Source organism: Arthrobacter crystallopoietes (assembly GCF_002849715.1).
Taxonomy (GTDB): Bacteria; Actinomycetota; Actinomycetes; order Actinomycetales; family Micrococcaceae; genus Crystallibacter; species Crystallibacter crystallopoietes.
Map to the genome: position 1 here is coordinate 624,683 of NZ_CP018863.1, position 14,419 is coordinate 639,101.

General features: G+C 63.7%; 14 protein-coding genes and 1 tRNA gene. 11 read left to right on the plus strand and 4 right to left on the minus strand.

Annotated features, from left to right (window positions below; translation table 11 throughout):
• The first annotated feature begins 172 nt into the window (after nt 1-172).
• Entirely contained in the window at nt 173-1,501 is a 1,329-nt protein-coding gene (locus tag AC20117_RS03000) for an MFS transporter (protein WP_074701046.1), read from the plus strand.
• Here AC20117_RS03000 and dcd read toward each other — a convergent pair whose 3' ends face one another.
• Nucleotides 1,502-2,083 (minus strand): dCTP deaminase, encoded by a 582-nt coding sequence (gene dcd, locus AC20117_RS03005; RefSeq protein WP_074703261.1) that lies wholly within the window; start codon nt 2,081-2,083, stop codon nt 1,502-1,504.
• A gap of 143 nt (nt 2,084-2,226) precedes the next feature.
• On the opposite strand from dcd, the gene AC20117_RS03010 reads away from it, so the two are divergent.
• Nucleotides 2,227-3,633 (plus strand): M15 family metallopeptidase, encoded by a 1,407-nt coding sequence (locus AC20117_RS03010; RefSeq protein ID WP_101632512.1) that lies wholly within the window; start codon nt 2,227-2,229, stop codon nt 3,631-3,633.
• 77 nt (nt 3,634-3,710) lie between these two features.
• Here the strand turns inward: AC20117_RS03010 and AC20117_RS03015 are convergent, their stop codons facing one another.
• Nucleotides 3,711-4,568 carry a tryptophan 2,3-dioxygenase gene (locus AC20117_RS03015; RefSeq protein ID WP_101632513.1) on the minus strand — a complete coding sequence of 286 codons (858 nt, stop codon included), beginning with the start codon at nt 4,566-4,568 and terminating at the stop codon, nt 3,711-3,713.
• A gap of 85 nt (nt 4,569-4,653) precedes the next feature.
• On the opposite strand from AC20117_RS03015, the gene AC20117_RS03020 reads away from it, so the two are divergent.
• Together AC20117_RS03020 and AC20117_RS03025 are read left to right on the plus strand one after the other, a co-directional pair.
• Entirely contained in the window at nt 4,654-5,136 is a 483-nt protein-coding gene (locus tag AC20117_RS03020) for a cation:proton antiporter regulatory subunit (RefSeq protein ID WP_074701045.1), read from the plus strand.
• Nucleotides 5,137-5,142: 6 nt separating this feature from the next.
• On the plus strand, nt 5,143-6,324 hold the full coding sequence (locus tag AC20117_RS03025; RefSeq protein ID WP_074701044.1) for a cation:proton antiporter: 1,182 nt from the start codon (nt 5,143-5,145) through the stop codon (nt 6,322-6,324).
• 1 nt (nt 6,325) lies between these two features.
• Here AC20117_RS03025 and AC20117_RS03030 read toward each other — a convergent pair whose 3' ends face one another.
• Nucleotides 6,326-6,940: a DinB family protein gene (locus tag AC20117_RS03030; RefSeq protein WP_074701043.1), complete on the minus strand. Its 615-nt coding sequence runs from the start codon at nt 6,938-6,940 to the stop codon at nt 6,326-6,328.
• Nucleotides 6,941-7,095: 155 nt separating this feature from the next.
• On the opposite strand from AC20117_RS03030, the gene AC20117_RS03035 reads away from it, so the two are divergent.
• The 5 genes from AC20117_RS03035 to AC20117_RS03055 all read left to right on the plus strand — a co-directional run bounded on the left by AC20117_RS03035 (nt 7,096) and on the right by AC20117_RS03055 (nt 11,692).
• Nucleotides 7,096-8,415, plus strand: coding sequence for a sugar ABC transporter substrate-binding protein (locus tag AC20117_RS03035; RefSeq protein ID WP_074701042.1), 1,320 nt, complete (start codon nt 7,096-7,098; stop codon nt 8,413-8,415).
• On the plus strand, nt 8,412-9,374 hold the full coding sequence (locus AC20117_RS03040) for a carbohydrate ABC transporter permease (RefSeq protein ID WP_074701041.1): 963 nt from the start codon (nt 8,412-8,414) through the stop codon (nt 9,372-9,374). Before AC20117_RS03035 ends, AC20117_RS03040 begins: the two co-directional genes overlap by 4 nt.
• A complete protein-coding gene (locus AC20117_RS03045; RefSeq protein WP_074701040.1) occupies nt 9,374-10,216 on the plus strand; it encodes a carbohydrate ABC transporter permease in 843 nt (280 codons plus the stop codon). Before AC20117_RS03040 ends, AC20117_RS03045 begins: the two co-directional genes overlap by 1 nt.
• A gap of 27 nt (nt 10,217-10,243) precedes the next feature.
• The gene (locus AC20117_RS03050; protein ID WP_074701039.1) at nt 10,244-11,512 is read left to right on the plus strand and encodes an ABC transporter ATP-binding protein; all 1,269 of its coding nucleotides are present in this window, start codon (nt 10,244-10,246) and stop codon (nt 11,510-11,512) included.
• A 109-nt stretch (nt 11,513-11,621) separates the two neighbouring features.
• Nucleotides 11,622-11,692 (plus strand) — tRNA-Gly (locus tag AC20117_RS03055).
• A gap of 78 nt (nt 11,693-11,770) precedes the next feature.
• Here the strand turns inward: AC20117_RS03055 and AC20117_RS03060 are convergent.
• Nucleotides 11,771-12,874: a YrzE family protein gene (locus AC20117_RS03060; RefSeq protein WP_083339758.1), complete on the minus strand. Its 1,104-nt coding sequence runs from the start codon at nt 12,872-12,874 to the stop codon at nt 11,771-11,773.
• Between the two features lie 176 nt (nt 12,875-13,050).
• On the opposite strand from AC20117_RS03060, the gene panD reads away from it, so the two are divergent.
• Entirely contained in the window at nt 13,051-13,464 is a 414-nt protein-coding gene (gene panD, locus AC20117_RS03065) for an aspartate 1-decarboxylase (RefSeq protein WP_170837955.1), read from the plus strand.
• Between the two features lie 18 nt (nt 13,465-13,482).
• Entirely contained in the window at nt 13,483-14,409 is a 927-nt protein-coding gene (locus AC20117_RS03070; protein WP_074701037.1) for an AEC family transporter, read from the plus strand.
• Nucleotides 14,410-14,419: the final 10 nt, after the last annotated feature.

Here is a 14,419-nt window from a genome sequence, read left to right on the forward strand (position 1 = left end):
CCGACACCGCCCGTCACAATCGCCCTCCCGAACGCCCCTCCATTCGTTGCTTTAGCGCGGATTCATCCACTGGTCAGCGGCTTAAGCTGTTCACGAAGGGCGAAGAAGCTAGCATTCGGTTATGAGCCACTGGTCAGGAAAGCCGGCACCCTCCGCGAACGCCGGCGCTCCCATGCAAGAGAGAATCAATAAGAAGCACGTTCTCGCGTGGGCGTCTTGGGATTGGGGCTCGGCCGCCATCAACGCGATTATGACGACCTTCGTCTTCACCGTTTATCTGGTGAGCGACCCCTTTGGCGGCGAAGACTATGCCTCGCAGATCCTCGGTTACGGTTTGGCCGTGTCCGGAGTCGCCATCGCGCTGCTGGCCCCGATCACCGGCCAGCGCTCGGACTCCGGCGGACGGCGGAGGTACTGGCTGGGCGTCAACACCATGGCCGTCGTCGCACTGACGGCGCTGTGCTTCTTTGTCTATCCCTCCCCCGGATTCCTCTTCGTCGGCGTCGCGCTGATCGCGCTGGCCAACATTTTCTTCGAGTTCGCCAACGTCAACTACTACGCGATGCTCGGCCAGATCTCCACGCCGTCCACCGTCGGCAAGGTCAGCGGCTTCGGCTGGGCCATGGGTTATGTCGGCGGCATCGTGGCCCTGGCGCTGGTGCTGATGGGCTTCGTCCTCCCCGAGACCGGCTGGTTCGGAGCCACCGCCGAAAACGGGCTGAACATCCGGTTGGTCGCGGTGTTCTCGGCCGTCTGGTTCCTGATCTTTGCCCTGCCGGTACTTTTCACCGTGCCGGAAATTCCCCGTCAGCCGAAGGCCGCCCGGCTGGGCTTCTTCGCCTCCTACGGACTGTTGTTCCGCCGGATCAAGGCCATCTACCGGACCAGTCCGCACACCATCTTCTTCCTGCTGGCCAGCGCGATCTTCCGGGACGGGCTGGCAGCGGTCTTCACCTTCGGCGGTGTGATTGCCGCCGGCACCTTTGGCTTCACCCTGACCGAAGTCATCTTCTTCGCCATCGCCGGGAACGTCGTCGCCGCCCTTGGTGCAGTGGTCGGCGGGATCCTCGATGACCGGATCGGGCCAAAGAAGATTATCGTCGGCTCCCTGATCGGACTGATCGTCGCCGGCGCCGCTGTCCTGGTGCTCGGAGCCAACACGTACAGCATCTTCGGCGCAACCCTGACCGGAGACACCACGTTCTGGATCTTCGGGCTGATGCTGTGCCTCTTCGCAGGCCCCGCCCAGTCGTCCAGCCGCGCTTATCTGGCACGGCTGGCGCCCACCGGCGAAGAGGGCGAGTTCTTCGGTCTCTACGCCACCACCGGCCGGGCCGTCAGCTTCCTGGCACCGACACTCTTTGGCTTGAGCATTACCATCTTCGGCACGCAGCGCTTCGGCATCCTGGGCATCCTCATTGTGCTGCTGGCCGGGCTGCTGGCACTGCTGCCGGTCAAGGAGCCGCGCGAGGTCCCGACGGCGCAAACGCCGTCGGCCTGATCAGCGCTCGATCGTGGTGCGGTGGAAGTTAAGGTAGCTGCGCGACGCCGTCGGACCCCGCTGGCCCTGGTACCGGTTGCCGTACTGACCCGACCCATAGGCGTGTTCAGCCGGTGAAGTCAGGCGGAAGAAGCACAGCTGGCCGATCTTCGAGCCCGGCCAGAGCTTGATCGGCAACGTGGCCATGTTGGACAGTTCCAGCGTCACGTGGCCGGAGAATCCCGGATCAATGAAGCCCGCGGTGGAGTGCGTGAGCAGACCCAGCCGGCCCAGCGACGATTTGCCTTCCAGCCGGGCGGCGATGTCCTCCGGCAGGGTCACCATTTCATAGGTGGAGCCCAGCACGAATTCGCCGGGGTGCAGGATGAACGGCTCATCGGGGTCCACTTCAACAAGGCGCGTCAGGTCCGGCTGCTCCAACTGCGGGTCGATGTGCGCATATTTGTGGTTGTCGAACAGCCGGAAGAACCGGTCAATCCGCACGTCCACGCTGGAGGGCTGGATCATTTCGGGCAGAAACGGGTCCAGGACAATACGCTCGGCATCGAGTTCGGCTCGGATATCGCGGTCTGAAATCAGCACCATCTAAAAATAACGCATGGCTAGCAGGAGCCTTCAATTCCCGACGGCGGCTCTACCCGGCCGCCGCTCTGTTGCCCGCGGCGCCGCAGTGGAAACATAGAGGGTACGGCCGCGCTGGGCGCCAGTTCATTGACAGGGGGATCATGGAAACCGGAAGCACTTCGCAACGCCCACGGCTCGCGCTGCTGGCAGTCATGGTCACCGCTGTGGCGCTGCTTTTCACGCTCGTGACCGCTGTTCCGGCCTCAGCCGCCGAACCTGTCCGGGACCCGGCCAACATCAAGGTTCTGGTCAACAAGGCCCACCCGTTGAGCCCGCTCAACTACACCCCGAAGCTGGCGCGGTGGAAGAGCACGGGCTACAGGATGCGGCCGGATGTCAGCACCAAACTCTCAAGCCTTTTTGCCGGTGCCGACAGCGCAGGCCATGCGATCGCCGTCGTTAGTGCCTACCGTTCCTATGCGGAACAGCGTGACCTCTACAACTACTACGTGAGAATCTACGGCAAGACCTACGCGGACCGGATTTCCGCCCGCCCAGGCTATAGCGAACACCAGACCGGACTGGCAGTGGACATCGGCCTGGCCAGCGGATCCTGCGGACTGGAAGCGTGTTTCGGCGATACCGCCGCGGGCAAGTGGGTGGCCGCCAACGCGTACAAATACGGATTCATCATCCGCTACCCGAGGGGCCACGAAGCCACCACCGGCTACACCTACGAGCCTTGGCATCTGCGCTATGTCGGCGTCGCTTTGGCGACCGACATGCGGACCAAGAAGATCCCGACCATGGAGCACTACTACGTGCTGGGCAAGCCGAGTATCCGCAGTTACTCGGATGTGATGGCGGCCGATTCCGCCGGTGACCTCTGGCGCTATCCGGGCAGCGGCGGCAGGATGCACCCCCGGGTGAAAATCGACTACGCTTACGGCGGCGTCAAGACCGGCACGTCGGTTGACTGGAACCAGGACGGGACCATCGACCTGCTGCTCCAGATGAAGGACGGCCGGCTGCTGGTGAACTTCGGCCGGCCAGGCGGCGGCTTCCAGGCGCCCCGCGAAGTCGGCCGCGGCTTCGCCAGGTACGATCTCACCGTTGGACGCTGGGCTGCCGCAGACACCTACCCGGGCATTGTGGCCAAGCGATGGTCGGACGGCGCGTTGCTCTACTACCGCAACGGCTCCGCGGCCTACCTGTCCGCCGGCCGGACAATCAGCAGCGGCTGGGGACGTTACCGGCCCACAATGCTGGACTGGAACCAGGACGGCAAACAGGACTTGATCGCCATCCGGAATACCGGCGAGCTCTACTTCTACCCGGGAAACGGCTCCGGCGGCGTCAGCACCTCAAAACGCCAACTGATCGGCAAGAGCGGCTGGCATAAGGTCTCGACCGTGACCCCGCTCTACGGCTACACCGTGTCGGGATCCGCCGGCTTCATCGGGAAGTTCACCGACGGAACGTTGAAGTACTACCCCTACAGCAGGGGCCGTTTCGGCGCACGTACCCAGGAAGGGACAGGCTTCACCTCCTACAACGTCTTCCGGTAGAGCTCCCCAGACGCTGCCGGCGGTCGAGACGAACGGCGACCGCCGGCAGCCCTTCCCCCGGCCGCGCGGGGCCTGGGCTACGGCTGGCCGATCTCGGTGCGGACGGCGTAGAGCTCCGGGAAGAACGTCAGTTCCAGGGCCTTTTGCAGAAATCCGACGCCGGATGAACCGCCGGTGCCGCGTTTCATGCCGATCGTGCGTTCCACTGTCTTCAAATGGCGGAAACGCCAGAGCTGGAAGTTGTCCTCAAGGTCCACCAGTTCTTCACAGGCCTCGTAAACGTCCCAGTTCTCGTGGGCGTTCTCGTACACATATTTAAAGGTCTGCACCAGTTCAGGATTGAACACGTGGGCTTCGCTGACGTCCCGTTCCAGCAGTTCCCCCGGTACCGCGTAGCCCCGGCGGGACAGGAACGCCAGGAACTCGTCGTAGATGCTGGTCTTCCCCAGAAGGTCCCCAAGCAGGGCCTGGGCGCTCGGATCAGCCGCGAACACGTCGAGCATGCTGCGGTTCTTGTTGCCCAGCAGGAACTCAACCGCCCGGTACTGGTAGGACTGGAAGCCCGAGGACGAGCCCAGCTGGCCGCGGAATTCCGCGTACTCGGATGGCGTGAGGGTGGCGAGCACGGACCATTGTTCCGTCAGCGAGCGCTGGATGTGTTTGATCCGGGCAATGCCCTTCATCGCAAACCGCAGGTCATCGGCCTGCAGTTTTTCCCGCACCGTGCGCAGCTCGTGCAGGACCAGCTTGAGCCACAGCTCCGACGTCTGGTGCTGGATGATGAAGAGCAGCTCGTCGTGGTGTTCGGGCCGGCTTACCGGCCGCTGGGCGGAGAGCAGATCGTCCAGCCGAAGGTAAGAGCCGTAGCTCATCTTGTCGGAGAAATCGGTCTCGATTCCGGTTTCAAATTTCCGGGTGTTCTTGTCCACCGTCATGGCACTCCGTTGTGTTGGTTTTGATTACCTACCAGCCTACGGCCAGCACCCTCAGGGCAGGGGCTGAGAGGTCTACAGTTGTGCCATGGACGTGGAAGAAACACCGTTGCCGGGAATCGGCCTTCGCCGGGAGATCGTGCTGGACAACGGCAGGCGTGTGGGCATAGTCATCCATCGCGATGGCCAGACCGAGCTGATCATCTCGCGCCTGGACGATCCCGACGCCTGCCTCGCCTCGGTTCCCATGAGCGTGGAGGAGGCTGCTACCTTGGGCGGACTGCTCGGCGGTCCAAAGCTGGTGGCCCAGTTATCCGAAGAACACAGCGAACTGCCGGGGGTGAGCACGCGGCAGTTCCCGGTGACCGAAGGTTCGCCTTTCTCCGGGCATGCCCTGGGCGAGGCCAGGATCCGCACCCGCAGTGGCGCGTCCGTGGTCGCCATTGTCCGGGAAGGCCAGGTGATGCCTTCCCCCGCACCGAGCGACACCATGAAGCCCGGAGATCTGCTCATCGTGGTGGGTACCCCTGACGGACTCGATGCTGCCGCCAAGATCCTGCACGGGGGATAGCCGGGCGTGGGCGGCACGACTCTTGTCCTGATCGAGCTCGGCCTGGTGTTTCTTGGGCTGGGCATCCTGGGTCGTCTTGCCGCCCGGATCGGCATGTCGCCGGTTCCGTTGTATCTGCTGGGTGGACTGGCTTTCGGCAACGGCGGATTGATCGAATTCGCCAGCATCAGCGAATTCAGCCACATCGCCAGCGAAATCGGCGTGGTCCTGCTCCTGCTCATGCTGGGGCTCGAATATACCGCCCGTGAACTCGCGACAGGCCTGCGGCAATCCTGGCAGGCCGGCGTGGTGGACCTGTTGCTGAATTTCCTCCCCGGTGCGGTGCTGGCGCTCATCCTCGGCTGGGGCGGGATCGGTGCACTGGTACTGGGCGGCGTGACCTATATATCCTCCTCAGGCATCGCCGCCAAAGTCCTCACGGACCTGGGCCGCTTGGGAAACCGGGAAACACCGGTGGTCCTCTCCATCCTGGTCCTGGAAGATCTCGCCATGGCCGCCTATCTGCCGGTGCTCACGACAGTCCTCGCCGGGGCGTCGTTCCTGGGCGGCCTGCAGGCCGTTGGAGCAGCGTTGCTGGCCGTGAGCGCAGTCCTGTTCCTGGCCATCCGGTACGGCCAGCGGATCACTGCCTGGATCCACAGTCCGGAACAAGAAACGTTCCTGCTCAAACTGATCGGTGTCGCGCTGCTGGTAGCCGGCCTGGCCTCCGCCATGCAGGTTTCCGCGGCCGTCGGAGCCTTCCTCCTGGGCATCGCGATATCGGGCGCAACGGCTGAAAGCGCCGTCCGGGTCCTGGCGCCGCTGCGCGATATCTTTGCGGCCATGTTCTTCGTGGTGTTCGGGCTCAACACCGATCCGGCCTCCATCCCACCGGTACTGGTTTGGACCATCGTGCTGGGGGTGCTGACGGCGGGCACCAAAATAGCTACCGGCTGGTGGGCAGCACGCCAGGCGGGAATCGGCCGCTGGGGACGGCTTCGGGCGGGCTCTGCGCTGATTGCACGAGGGGAATTTTCCATCGTCATTGCCGGCCTCGCGGTGGCCTCGGGTGCCATAGTCGCCGAACTGGCTGCGGTGGTGACGGCCTATGTGATGCTCATGGCGGTGACCGGGCCGATAGCCACCCGCTTTGCCGAGCCTGCCGTCCGCCGGATATCCCGACAACCCGAAGCGGAGCCGGCAAGCTGACTCAGTGGACGGAGGAATCCCAGCGCCACGCGCGGCCCCGGGTTTCAGCAGTCCGTCCGCTGGCCCGCAGCAGGTCCTGCCACGGCTCGCTGGTCCTGGCAGCGCCAGGAAACAGCCGGTCGAGTACCGTGCCGATGATTCCGCCGTCGGCCTCATAACCTATGCCGTGGGCAGCCAGGATGTCGTAAGCGTGCAGGGCCGCTTCCGTGATCCCCATGGCGGCGAAGCCCGAAGCGTCCGAGATTCCGGCCGGGTGATAGCCGCGTTTTCCCGGCGGGGCTACAGCAACCACGGCACACAGCAGTCCCGCGGTAGCGTCGAGGCAACTGATGATGCCGGCTGTCCCGGTGGCCGGGTCCGGCCAGAAGAGGATCTCCGGTGAGCCCTGCCGCCAGGGAGGCGGGTCCTGCAGCACCACATAATCGTCCTGCGGCGGGTTTCGCCCCGCCAGTTGCATGGCATAGAACCCGAAATCGTCCATTAGATGCGCCGCGGTGTCGCGGCAGTTCCACTCGAGTCCGTAGGCAGGTTGCTCCCAAGCAGGGTCGGGCAATGCGGCCAGGTGGTCCAAGGCATCATCGGCGACAGCGCGCAGATCATCCGCGGTAGGCATCATGTCTCGATCGTGCACCACTTATACCCAATTTGTCGCCCCTTTGTAGCGCAACCCCCACTTTGGGGCTTATGGTCAAATCGAAAGGTTGCTTAGGACCGTCTCTTCCCCCGAGGATTCAGTCTGAGCGTCTACAAGGATGTGGAGGCGCAGTACCGATGCCACAGCACGAGAGGTTTGACTCCCGGAACCGTAAGAAACCGCGCGCCCTGACCGGAGTAACACTGGCCCTGGGCGCGATGCTTTTAAGCGGCTGCAGCGAAGCGGAAAACGTGCCGACGCTGACCTGGTACATCAACCCCGACGACGGCGGCCAGGCTGCCATCGCCGAAAGATGCACCGCCGATTCCGGCGGCGCCTACCGAATAGAAACCTCCCTGCTCCCCAACGACGCGGCTTCGCAACGCGAACAGCTGGCGCGGCGGCTCGCAGCCGGAGATTCCTCCCTTGACATCATGAGCCTGGACCCGCCTTTCATCCCTGAACTCGCGGAGCCGGGCTTCCTGGCTCCAGTGCCGGAGGACGTGGCCCAACGGACCACGGAAAATGTGGTCGAGGGCGCCCTGGCCGGCGCCCAGTGGAAGGACGAGCTGGTCACCGTTCCCTTCTGGGCCAACACTCAGCTGCTGTGGTACCGCAAGTCGGTGGCGGAAGCAGCCGGACTGGACATGAGCCAGCCGGTGACCTGGCAGCAGATCATGGATGCCGCGGCAAGCCAGGACAAGTTTCTGGGCGTCCAGGGCCAGCGCGGGGAATCGATGACCGTCTGGGTCAATGCGCTGATCGAGTCCGGCGGCGGACAGATCATCCAAAACCCGGAAGCCCCTGCCGCGGAAGTCGAGCTCGGTCTGGCCTCCGAGGCCGGAACGAAGGCCGCGGAAATCGTTTCGACCATCGGCGACGAAGGGCTCGGCGGTCCCGGCTTGGCCACTCAGGATGAGAACTTCTCGATGATCCTGTTCCAAGGCGATAACGGCTCGTTCATGGTGAACTGGCCCTTCGTCTGGCCTGCCACCAACAGCGCCGTCGAGGCAGGCTCGCTGGATGAAGAACTGATCGAGGACATCGGCTGGACGACCTATCCCCGGGTCGATGAAAACGAACCGGCTGCGCCTCCGCTGGGGGGCATAAATCTCGGCGTCGGTGCGGCGAGCCAGCATCCGGACTTGGCCTACCAGGCTATCGAATGCATCGTCTCCCCGGAGAACCAGGCCGAATACTTCATCACCAACGGCAACCCGCCATCGAACACGGCAGCCTACGAAGATCCCCGGATCGAAGAGGCCTTCCCTATGGCTGACACCATCCGGGAATCCCTTGAACTTTCCGCGCCGCGGCCGCAGACTCCCTATTACAACGAGGTCTCCATCGGCCTGCAGCAGAACTGGGCACCGCCCGGATCCGTCGTTCCGGCAACCACGCCGGAGCAGACTGCCGAATTCATCCTTGCAGTACTCAGAGGGGAGAGCCTGCTGTGAGTACCTCGGTCAAAACAAGCAGCCCGGCTACTGGAAAACAGAAGCGGGCGGCCCAGCCGTACAGCGAACGGGCCAAGGGCGAGCGGCGGCTAGGCTGGCTGCTGGCCGGTCCGGCGTTCGTTGTCATGCTTGCCGTTACGGCCTACCCCATCGTCCAGGCCGCCTATGACTCGCTGTTCAACTACCGCCTGACCGCACCGTCGGAGCGGGAGTTCATCGGACTGGGCAATTACGGCGTTATCCTCACCGACTTTGTCTGGTGGCGGGATCTGGGCGTCACGCTCCTGATCACGGTCGTAACCGTGGTGGTTGAGCTCATCCTCGGTTTCGCGCTGGCGCTCGTCATGCACAAAGCGCTCAAGTCCGTGCGAGGGCTGCTGCGCACCGCCATTCTGGTGCCCTACGGCATCATCACGGTGGTCTCGGCCTTCGCCTGGTTCTATGCCTTTGACATCAATTCCGGCTACATCAACAACTGGTTCAACTGGGTGCCCGGCATAGATCCGGACCTGAACTGGTTTGCCGGCACCTGGTCCTCGCTCTTCGTCATCATGGCCTCGGAGATCTGGAAGACCACCCCCTTTATTTCACTGCTGTTGCTCGCCGGGCTTGCCCAAGTCCCGGATGAACTGACGGAGGCAGCGGAGGTCGACGGCGCCACCTGGTGGGAACGGATGAGCCGGGTAATCCTGCCGAACATGAAGGCGGCCATCATGGTCGCAGTGCTCTTCCGGGCGCTGGATGCCTTCCGCATTTTCGACAATGTGTTCATCATGACCAACGGCGCGTTCGGCACCGAAGTCCTGTCGCTACTTGCCTACCGCACGTCCATCAGCCGGCTGGAGATCGGTATGGGTTCGGCCGTCTCCGTCCTGCTGTTTATCTGCGTTCTGTTGATCTGCTTCATAGCCATCAAGCTGTTCAAGGTCGACCTTGCCGGCGCACGAGGGAGTAAGTAATGAAGAATTCATCGACCAAGGAAAAGGTGACGTGGGCGGTCATTTCCGTGCTCGTGCTGCTGTACGCGCTGTTCCCGGTGGCTTCCATCCTCGCGACCTCCTTCAAGCAGCCCAGCGACCTGACCACTGGCAAGTTCCTGCCCACCGAATGGAGCACGGTCAACTACGAACAGATCCTGGTCGGCGAAGCCCAGGGTCTCTTCCTCAGTTCGCTGCGCAATTCGATCGGCATCGCCCTGATCGCCACCTTCATCGCCGTCGTACTGGCCACCTTGTGTGCCTATGCGATTGCCCGCCTGGACTTTCCCGGCAAGAAGATGATCCTCACCACCGCGCTGGCGGTCTCCATCTTCCCGGTCATCTCGATCGTGACCCCGCTGTTCAACCTCTGGCGGACCATCGGCCTCTATGACACCTGGCCCGGCCTGATCATCCCCTACCTGTCGCTGACGCTGCCGATCTCCATCTGGACACTGGCGGCATTCTTCCGGCAGATTCCGTGGGAGCTGGAGCAGGCTGCCCAAGTCGACGGCGCCACCACCTGGCAGGCGTTCCGCAAGGCGATCGTCCCGCTGGCCGCCCCGGGTGTCTTTACGACGGCGATCATTGCCTTTTTCATCGCCTGGAACGATTTCGTTTACGGCATTTCCCTGACCTCGACGGAGGCCGCTCGGCCGGTACCGGCGGCGCTGGCCTTCTTCACCGGCGCCTCCCAGTTCGAGGAACCCACCGGAGCCATCTCGGCGGCGGCCATCATTGTGACCATTCCGATTGTCCTGCTGGTGCTGCTCTTCCAGCGCCAGATTGTCTCAGGCCTGACCCAGGGCGCCGTCAAGGGCTGACCCGCCGCGCATAGAAAAGGATTCGACATGGCCTCGATTACTTTGAACAACCTCGTCAAGCAGTACGGGGACGGCTTCCCCGCCGTGAACGACGTCAGCATCGATATAGCGGACGGTGAATTCATCATCCTCGTTGGCCCTTCCGGCTGCGGCAAGTCCACGCTGCTCAGGATGATCGTGGGTCTGGAGGACATTACCTCCGGGGACCTGCTGATCGATGGCAAGCGCGTGAACGAGAAGGCGCCGCGCGACCGCAATCTGGCCATGGTGTTCCAGAACTATGCCCTGTACCCGCATCTGACGGTGTTCGAAAATATCGCCTTTCCGCTCCGGCTTGCCAAGGGACGGCACAGCGAGGCCGAGGTCCAGCGGCTGGTGACCGAGGCAGCCAAGACACTGGAGTTGACGGACCATCTGCAGCGCAAGCCGGGGAACCTTTCCGGCGGCCAGCGGCAGCGGGTGGCCATGGGCCGGGCCATCGTGCGGCAGGCCGACGCCTTCCTGTTCGATGAGCCGCTCTCCAACCTGGATGCGAAACTCCGCGGCCAGATGCGTTCCGAAATCTCCCAGATGCAGCGCCGGCTCGGGGTTACCTCCGTCTACGTCACCCACGACCAGACCGAGGCCATGACCCTGGGCGACCGGGTTGCCGTGCTGAAGAAGGGTGAACTGCAGCAGATTGCCTCGCCGCGCGAGCTGTACGAGCAGCCGGTCAACCTGTTTGTCGCCGGCTTCATCGGCTCGCCGTCGATGAACTTCCTGCCCGCAACACTGGAAGGCAACAAGCTCAAGACTCCCGTCGGGGACATCGAAGTCTCGGAGGAGAAAGTCCGGGTAGCAGAGGGCAAGCGCGTGGTTCTGGTGGGCATCCGGCCGGAATACTTCGAAGACGCCAGCATGGTGGACGAGAGCAAGCGCCAGCAAGGCTCCACCTTCACCGCGGAACTGACGCACACGGAGTGGCTGGGCAACGAACAGTACGGTTACATCAAATTCGATCCTGATCCCGAGGTCCGCGACCTTCTGGACAACCTCGCCCGGGAGATGGACGCCGATGAGCTCAGGCCGCAGATCGTGGTCACCCTCGACGCTGCCAGCCGGATCCGGGGTGGCCGACCGGCCGAATTGTGGCTGGATACCCGCAAGATCCACCTGTTCGATCCGGGAACCGGCGAAAACCTGACCCGGGACGCCGCGGCGGGAGCCGCGCTGACCGAAGAAGCGAACGCTGCGCGGGCCGAGGAGATCGCGGACGCCCGGGAGCGGGAGGAGGCGACTAAGCTGCGGGCGTCCTGAACCGCTGCGCCGCCCGCATGTCGCAGTTCCGCAGTTGGCCAAGGCTGGGGTAAGCTGAATCTCGTTGTTTTCAACCGGGATCATCGTCCAGTTCGTGGACTTTCCCCGTGCGGGCGTAGCTCAATGGTAGAGCGCTAGCTTCCCAAGCTTGATACGCGGGTTCGATTCCCGTCGCCCGCTCCGATTTTCCTCACCATGCCCCTTTGGGGCATGGCATCGCGGCCGGGACCACGGTTATAGCCCCGGCGACCTGACTGCTCAGTACTCCTTGTCCGGACCGAAGCCGGCCCGGTCCACCCTGCGGTGGAAGCGCATTCCGGCCATCCCGCCCAGCAAAGCCCCGCCCAGCGTCAGCACCAGCACGATGCCCAAGGCGATCAGCCCCGGCACCGTCAGGTCCTGGATCGCAGCAGACACGGCGGAATTGCCGGTAAACGAATTGATCACGTCCATGCCTCCCGTTGCCAGGCCCACGACGCTGGCCACAACGGCCATCACAATTCCCCAGAGCCATACCGCCAGGCCCTGACGGACGCCATCAAAGCGCGCCATCCGCCCGGCAACGTAACCGCCGGCGAAGTAGGACAACAGCAGAATGACACCCAGGACAATGGCGGCAGGGATGGCCGCGGCACCACCGCCGGAAGCAATCGCCTCCGGATTCTGGACATCGTTGAGGGCAGAGATTCCAAAGGCAACGGCAATGCCTGTGGCGATGGACAGCAGCAGGACGATCATGCCGGTGGCACTGAGCCATCCGAAGAACGCGGAGCCCAGCTTCACTCCCCCGAATGCGTCGCGCTGTCGCACGAACACGGCCTCGCGGTCCAGCGGGGTCACGGGCCGGTAGGCGTTGGTATCCCGCGCCGGGTATTCATCACCGGACTGCTCGTCGACGCCGGCCTGGTCACCGGTATAAGCCCTTTCGGCGCTGATGCGCCGGCGAGTCGGAGCGGCTGCCGCGCCGGAGGTGTTCAGGACAGCCGTGTCGTTGCTACTGGGTGTGCCGGAGGTACCGGAGGTACCGAGGACAGCCGTGTCGTTGCTACTGGGTGTGCCGGAGGTACCGGAGGTACCGAGGACAGTCGTGTCGTTGCTACTGGGTGTGCCGGAGGTGCCGGAGCTGGCCGCCGGCGCTGCTGGCCGGTCAATCGGCCTGGTTTCCGTGCTCTCGGTCCCGGCGGCCCCGGCAGCCGTCCGGTTACTTTCACCGGCGGTCTTCAACACGGTGGTGTTTGCGGCCGTGTCCGCCTCGTTCACGGGCGGCCGGCCGGATTCCGCTACTTGCTCCTGCCACAGGGGGTTTTCGCTCCCCCGGGGAGTACCGTCGTCGTTCTTGTCCCGGGCCTTGTCTTCGCTCATCTTGCGGGCCTCCTGCTTCGATGGCCACCATCGCCGCTTGGCTACGGCAGGCTTGTGCTCCTGTTGCGTCTACCCTAGTCCGGGCCCCGGACGCAGACCAGCAAGTGCGGCCGGTGTGCCGTACCGGCCGCAACGCAACGTAGGTTTTCGCCCCGCTACCGCTAAACTTAAAAGCGATGAACCGCAAAATGTTTAAGTCCAAGGTCCACCGCGCCACGGTCACGCATGCCGATCTGCACTACGTCGGCTCCGTCACCGTTGACCTCGACCTGCTCGATGCCGCGGACATTCTCCCGGGCGAGCTGGTTTCCATTGTGGACGTCACCAACGGCGCCCGGCTGGAGACCTATACCATTGCCGGCGAACGCGGCTCCGGGGTCATGGGCATCAACGGTCCCGCCGCCCACCTGGTGCATGAGGGCGATACCGTCATCCTTATCACCTATGCGGACATGACCACCGATGAAGCCAAGGCCTACGTGCCCACCGTGGTCCATGTCGATGCCTCCAACAAGATCCTCGAGCTGGGCACGGATCCGGCCGAGGCTCTCACCGAAGGCCTGATGCGCCCGCCGTTCGCCATTAAGTAAGGGCGCGGAACCGCCGCCGTGCTGGGGGTCATCGCCGGCTTTTCCGTTGTCTGGGTGGTGATCCTGACCGGCTTCGCGGTCGGGCGTGCCAACGTGCTCGGCCCCGAAGGCAGCCGCGCGCTGAGCCGGCTGGCCTTCTTTGTGGCCAGCCCATGCCTGCTGCTGGAGACCCTGAGCCGCTCCGATCTGGCAGTCATTTTTTCCGACACCCTGATCGTCGCAGCAGTCAGCGCCGTCGTCACGGCCATCGTATTCCTGCTGATCGCCAGGCTATGGCTGAAACGGGACCTCTCCGATGCGCTGATCGGCTCCATGTCTTCCTCGCTGGTCAATTCGGCCAATCTTGGCCTGCCCGTTGCCGCCTATGTCCTCGGTGATGCCACCCTGGTGGCGCCGGTCCTGATCTTCCAGCTGGCTTTCTTCTCGCCGGTTTACCTGATGCTGCTGGATTCGAATACCAGCCGGCACCGGACCACTGTTTTCAGCTTCCTGTTCCAGATTGTCCGCAACCCGATGATCATCGGCACAGGAATCGGCCTGCTGCTCGCCGTCACCGGTTGGCAGCCGCCCGAACTGGTCATGGAACCCATCCGGCTGATCGGCGGAGCGGCGGTGCCGGCGATGCTGATCGCCTTCGGCATTTCGCTCAACGGATCCAAACCTCTGCAGGCCGGCGGCGGGCGCAGGGTCGATGTGCTGCTCGGATCGGCTTTCAAGCTGGTGCTGCAACCGGCCGTCGCGTATCTGGTGGCGCGTTTCGCCTTAGGGATGGAGGGGCACCTGCTGTTTTCCGCCGTCGTGCTTGCCGCTTTGCCCACCGCCCAGAACGTCTTTGTTACGGCGCAACGCTATGAGCGCGGCATCATCATTGCCAAGGACACCGTCCTGCTGACCACGATCGTCGCGGTGCCGGCCATGATGGGACTGGCGGCGCTTCTGGCCTGACCGGCTGCGG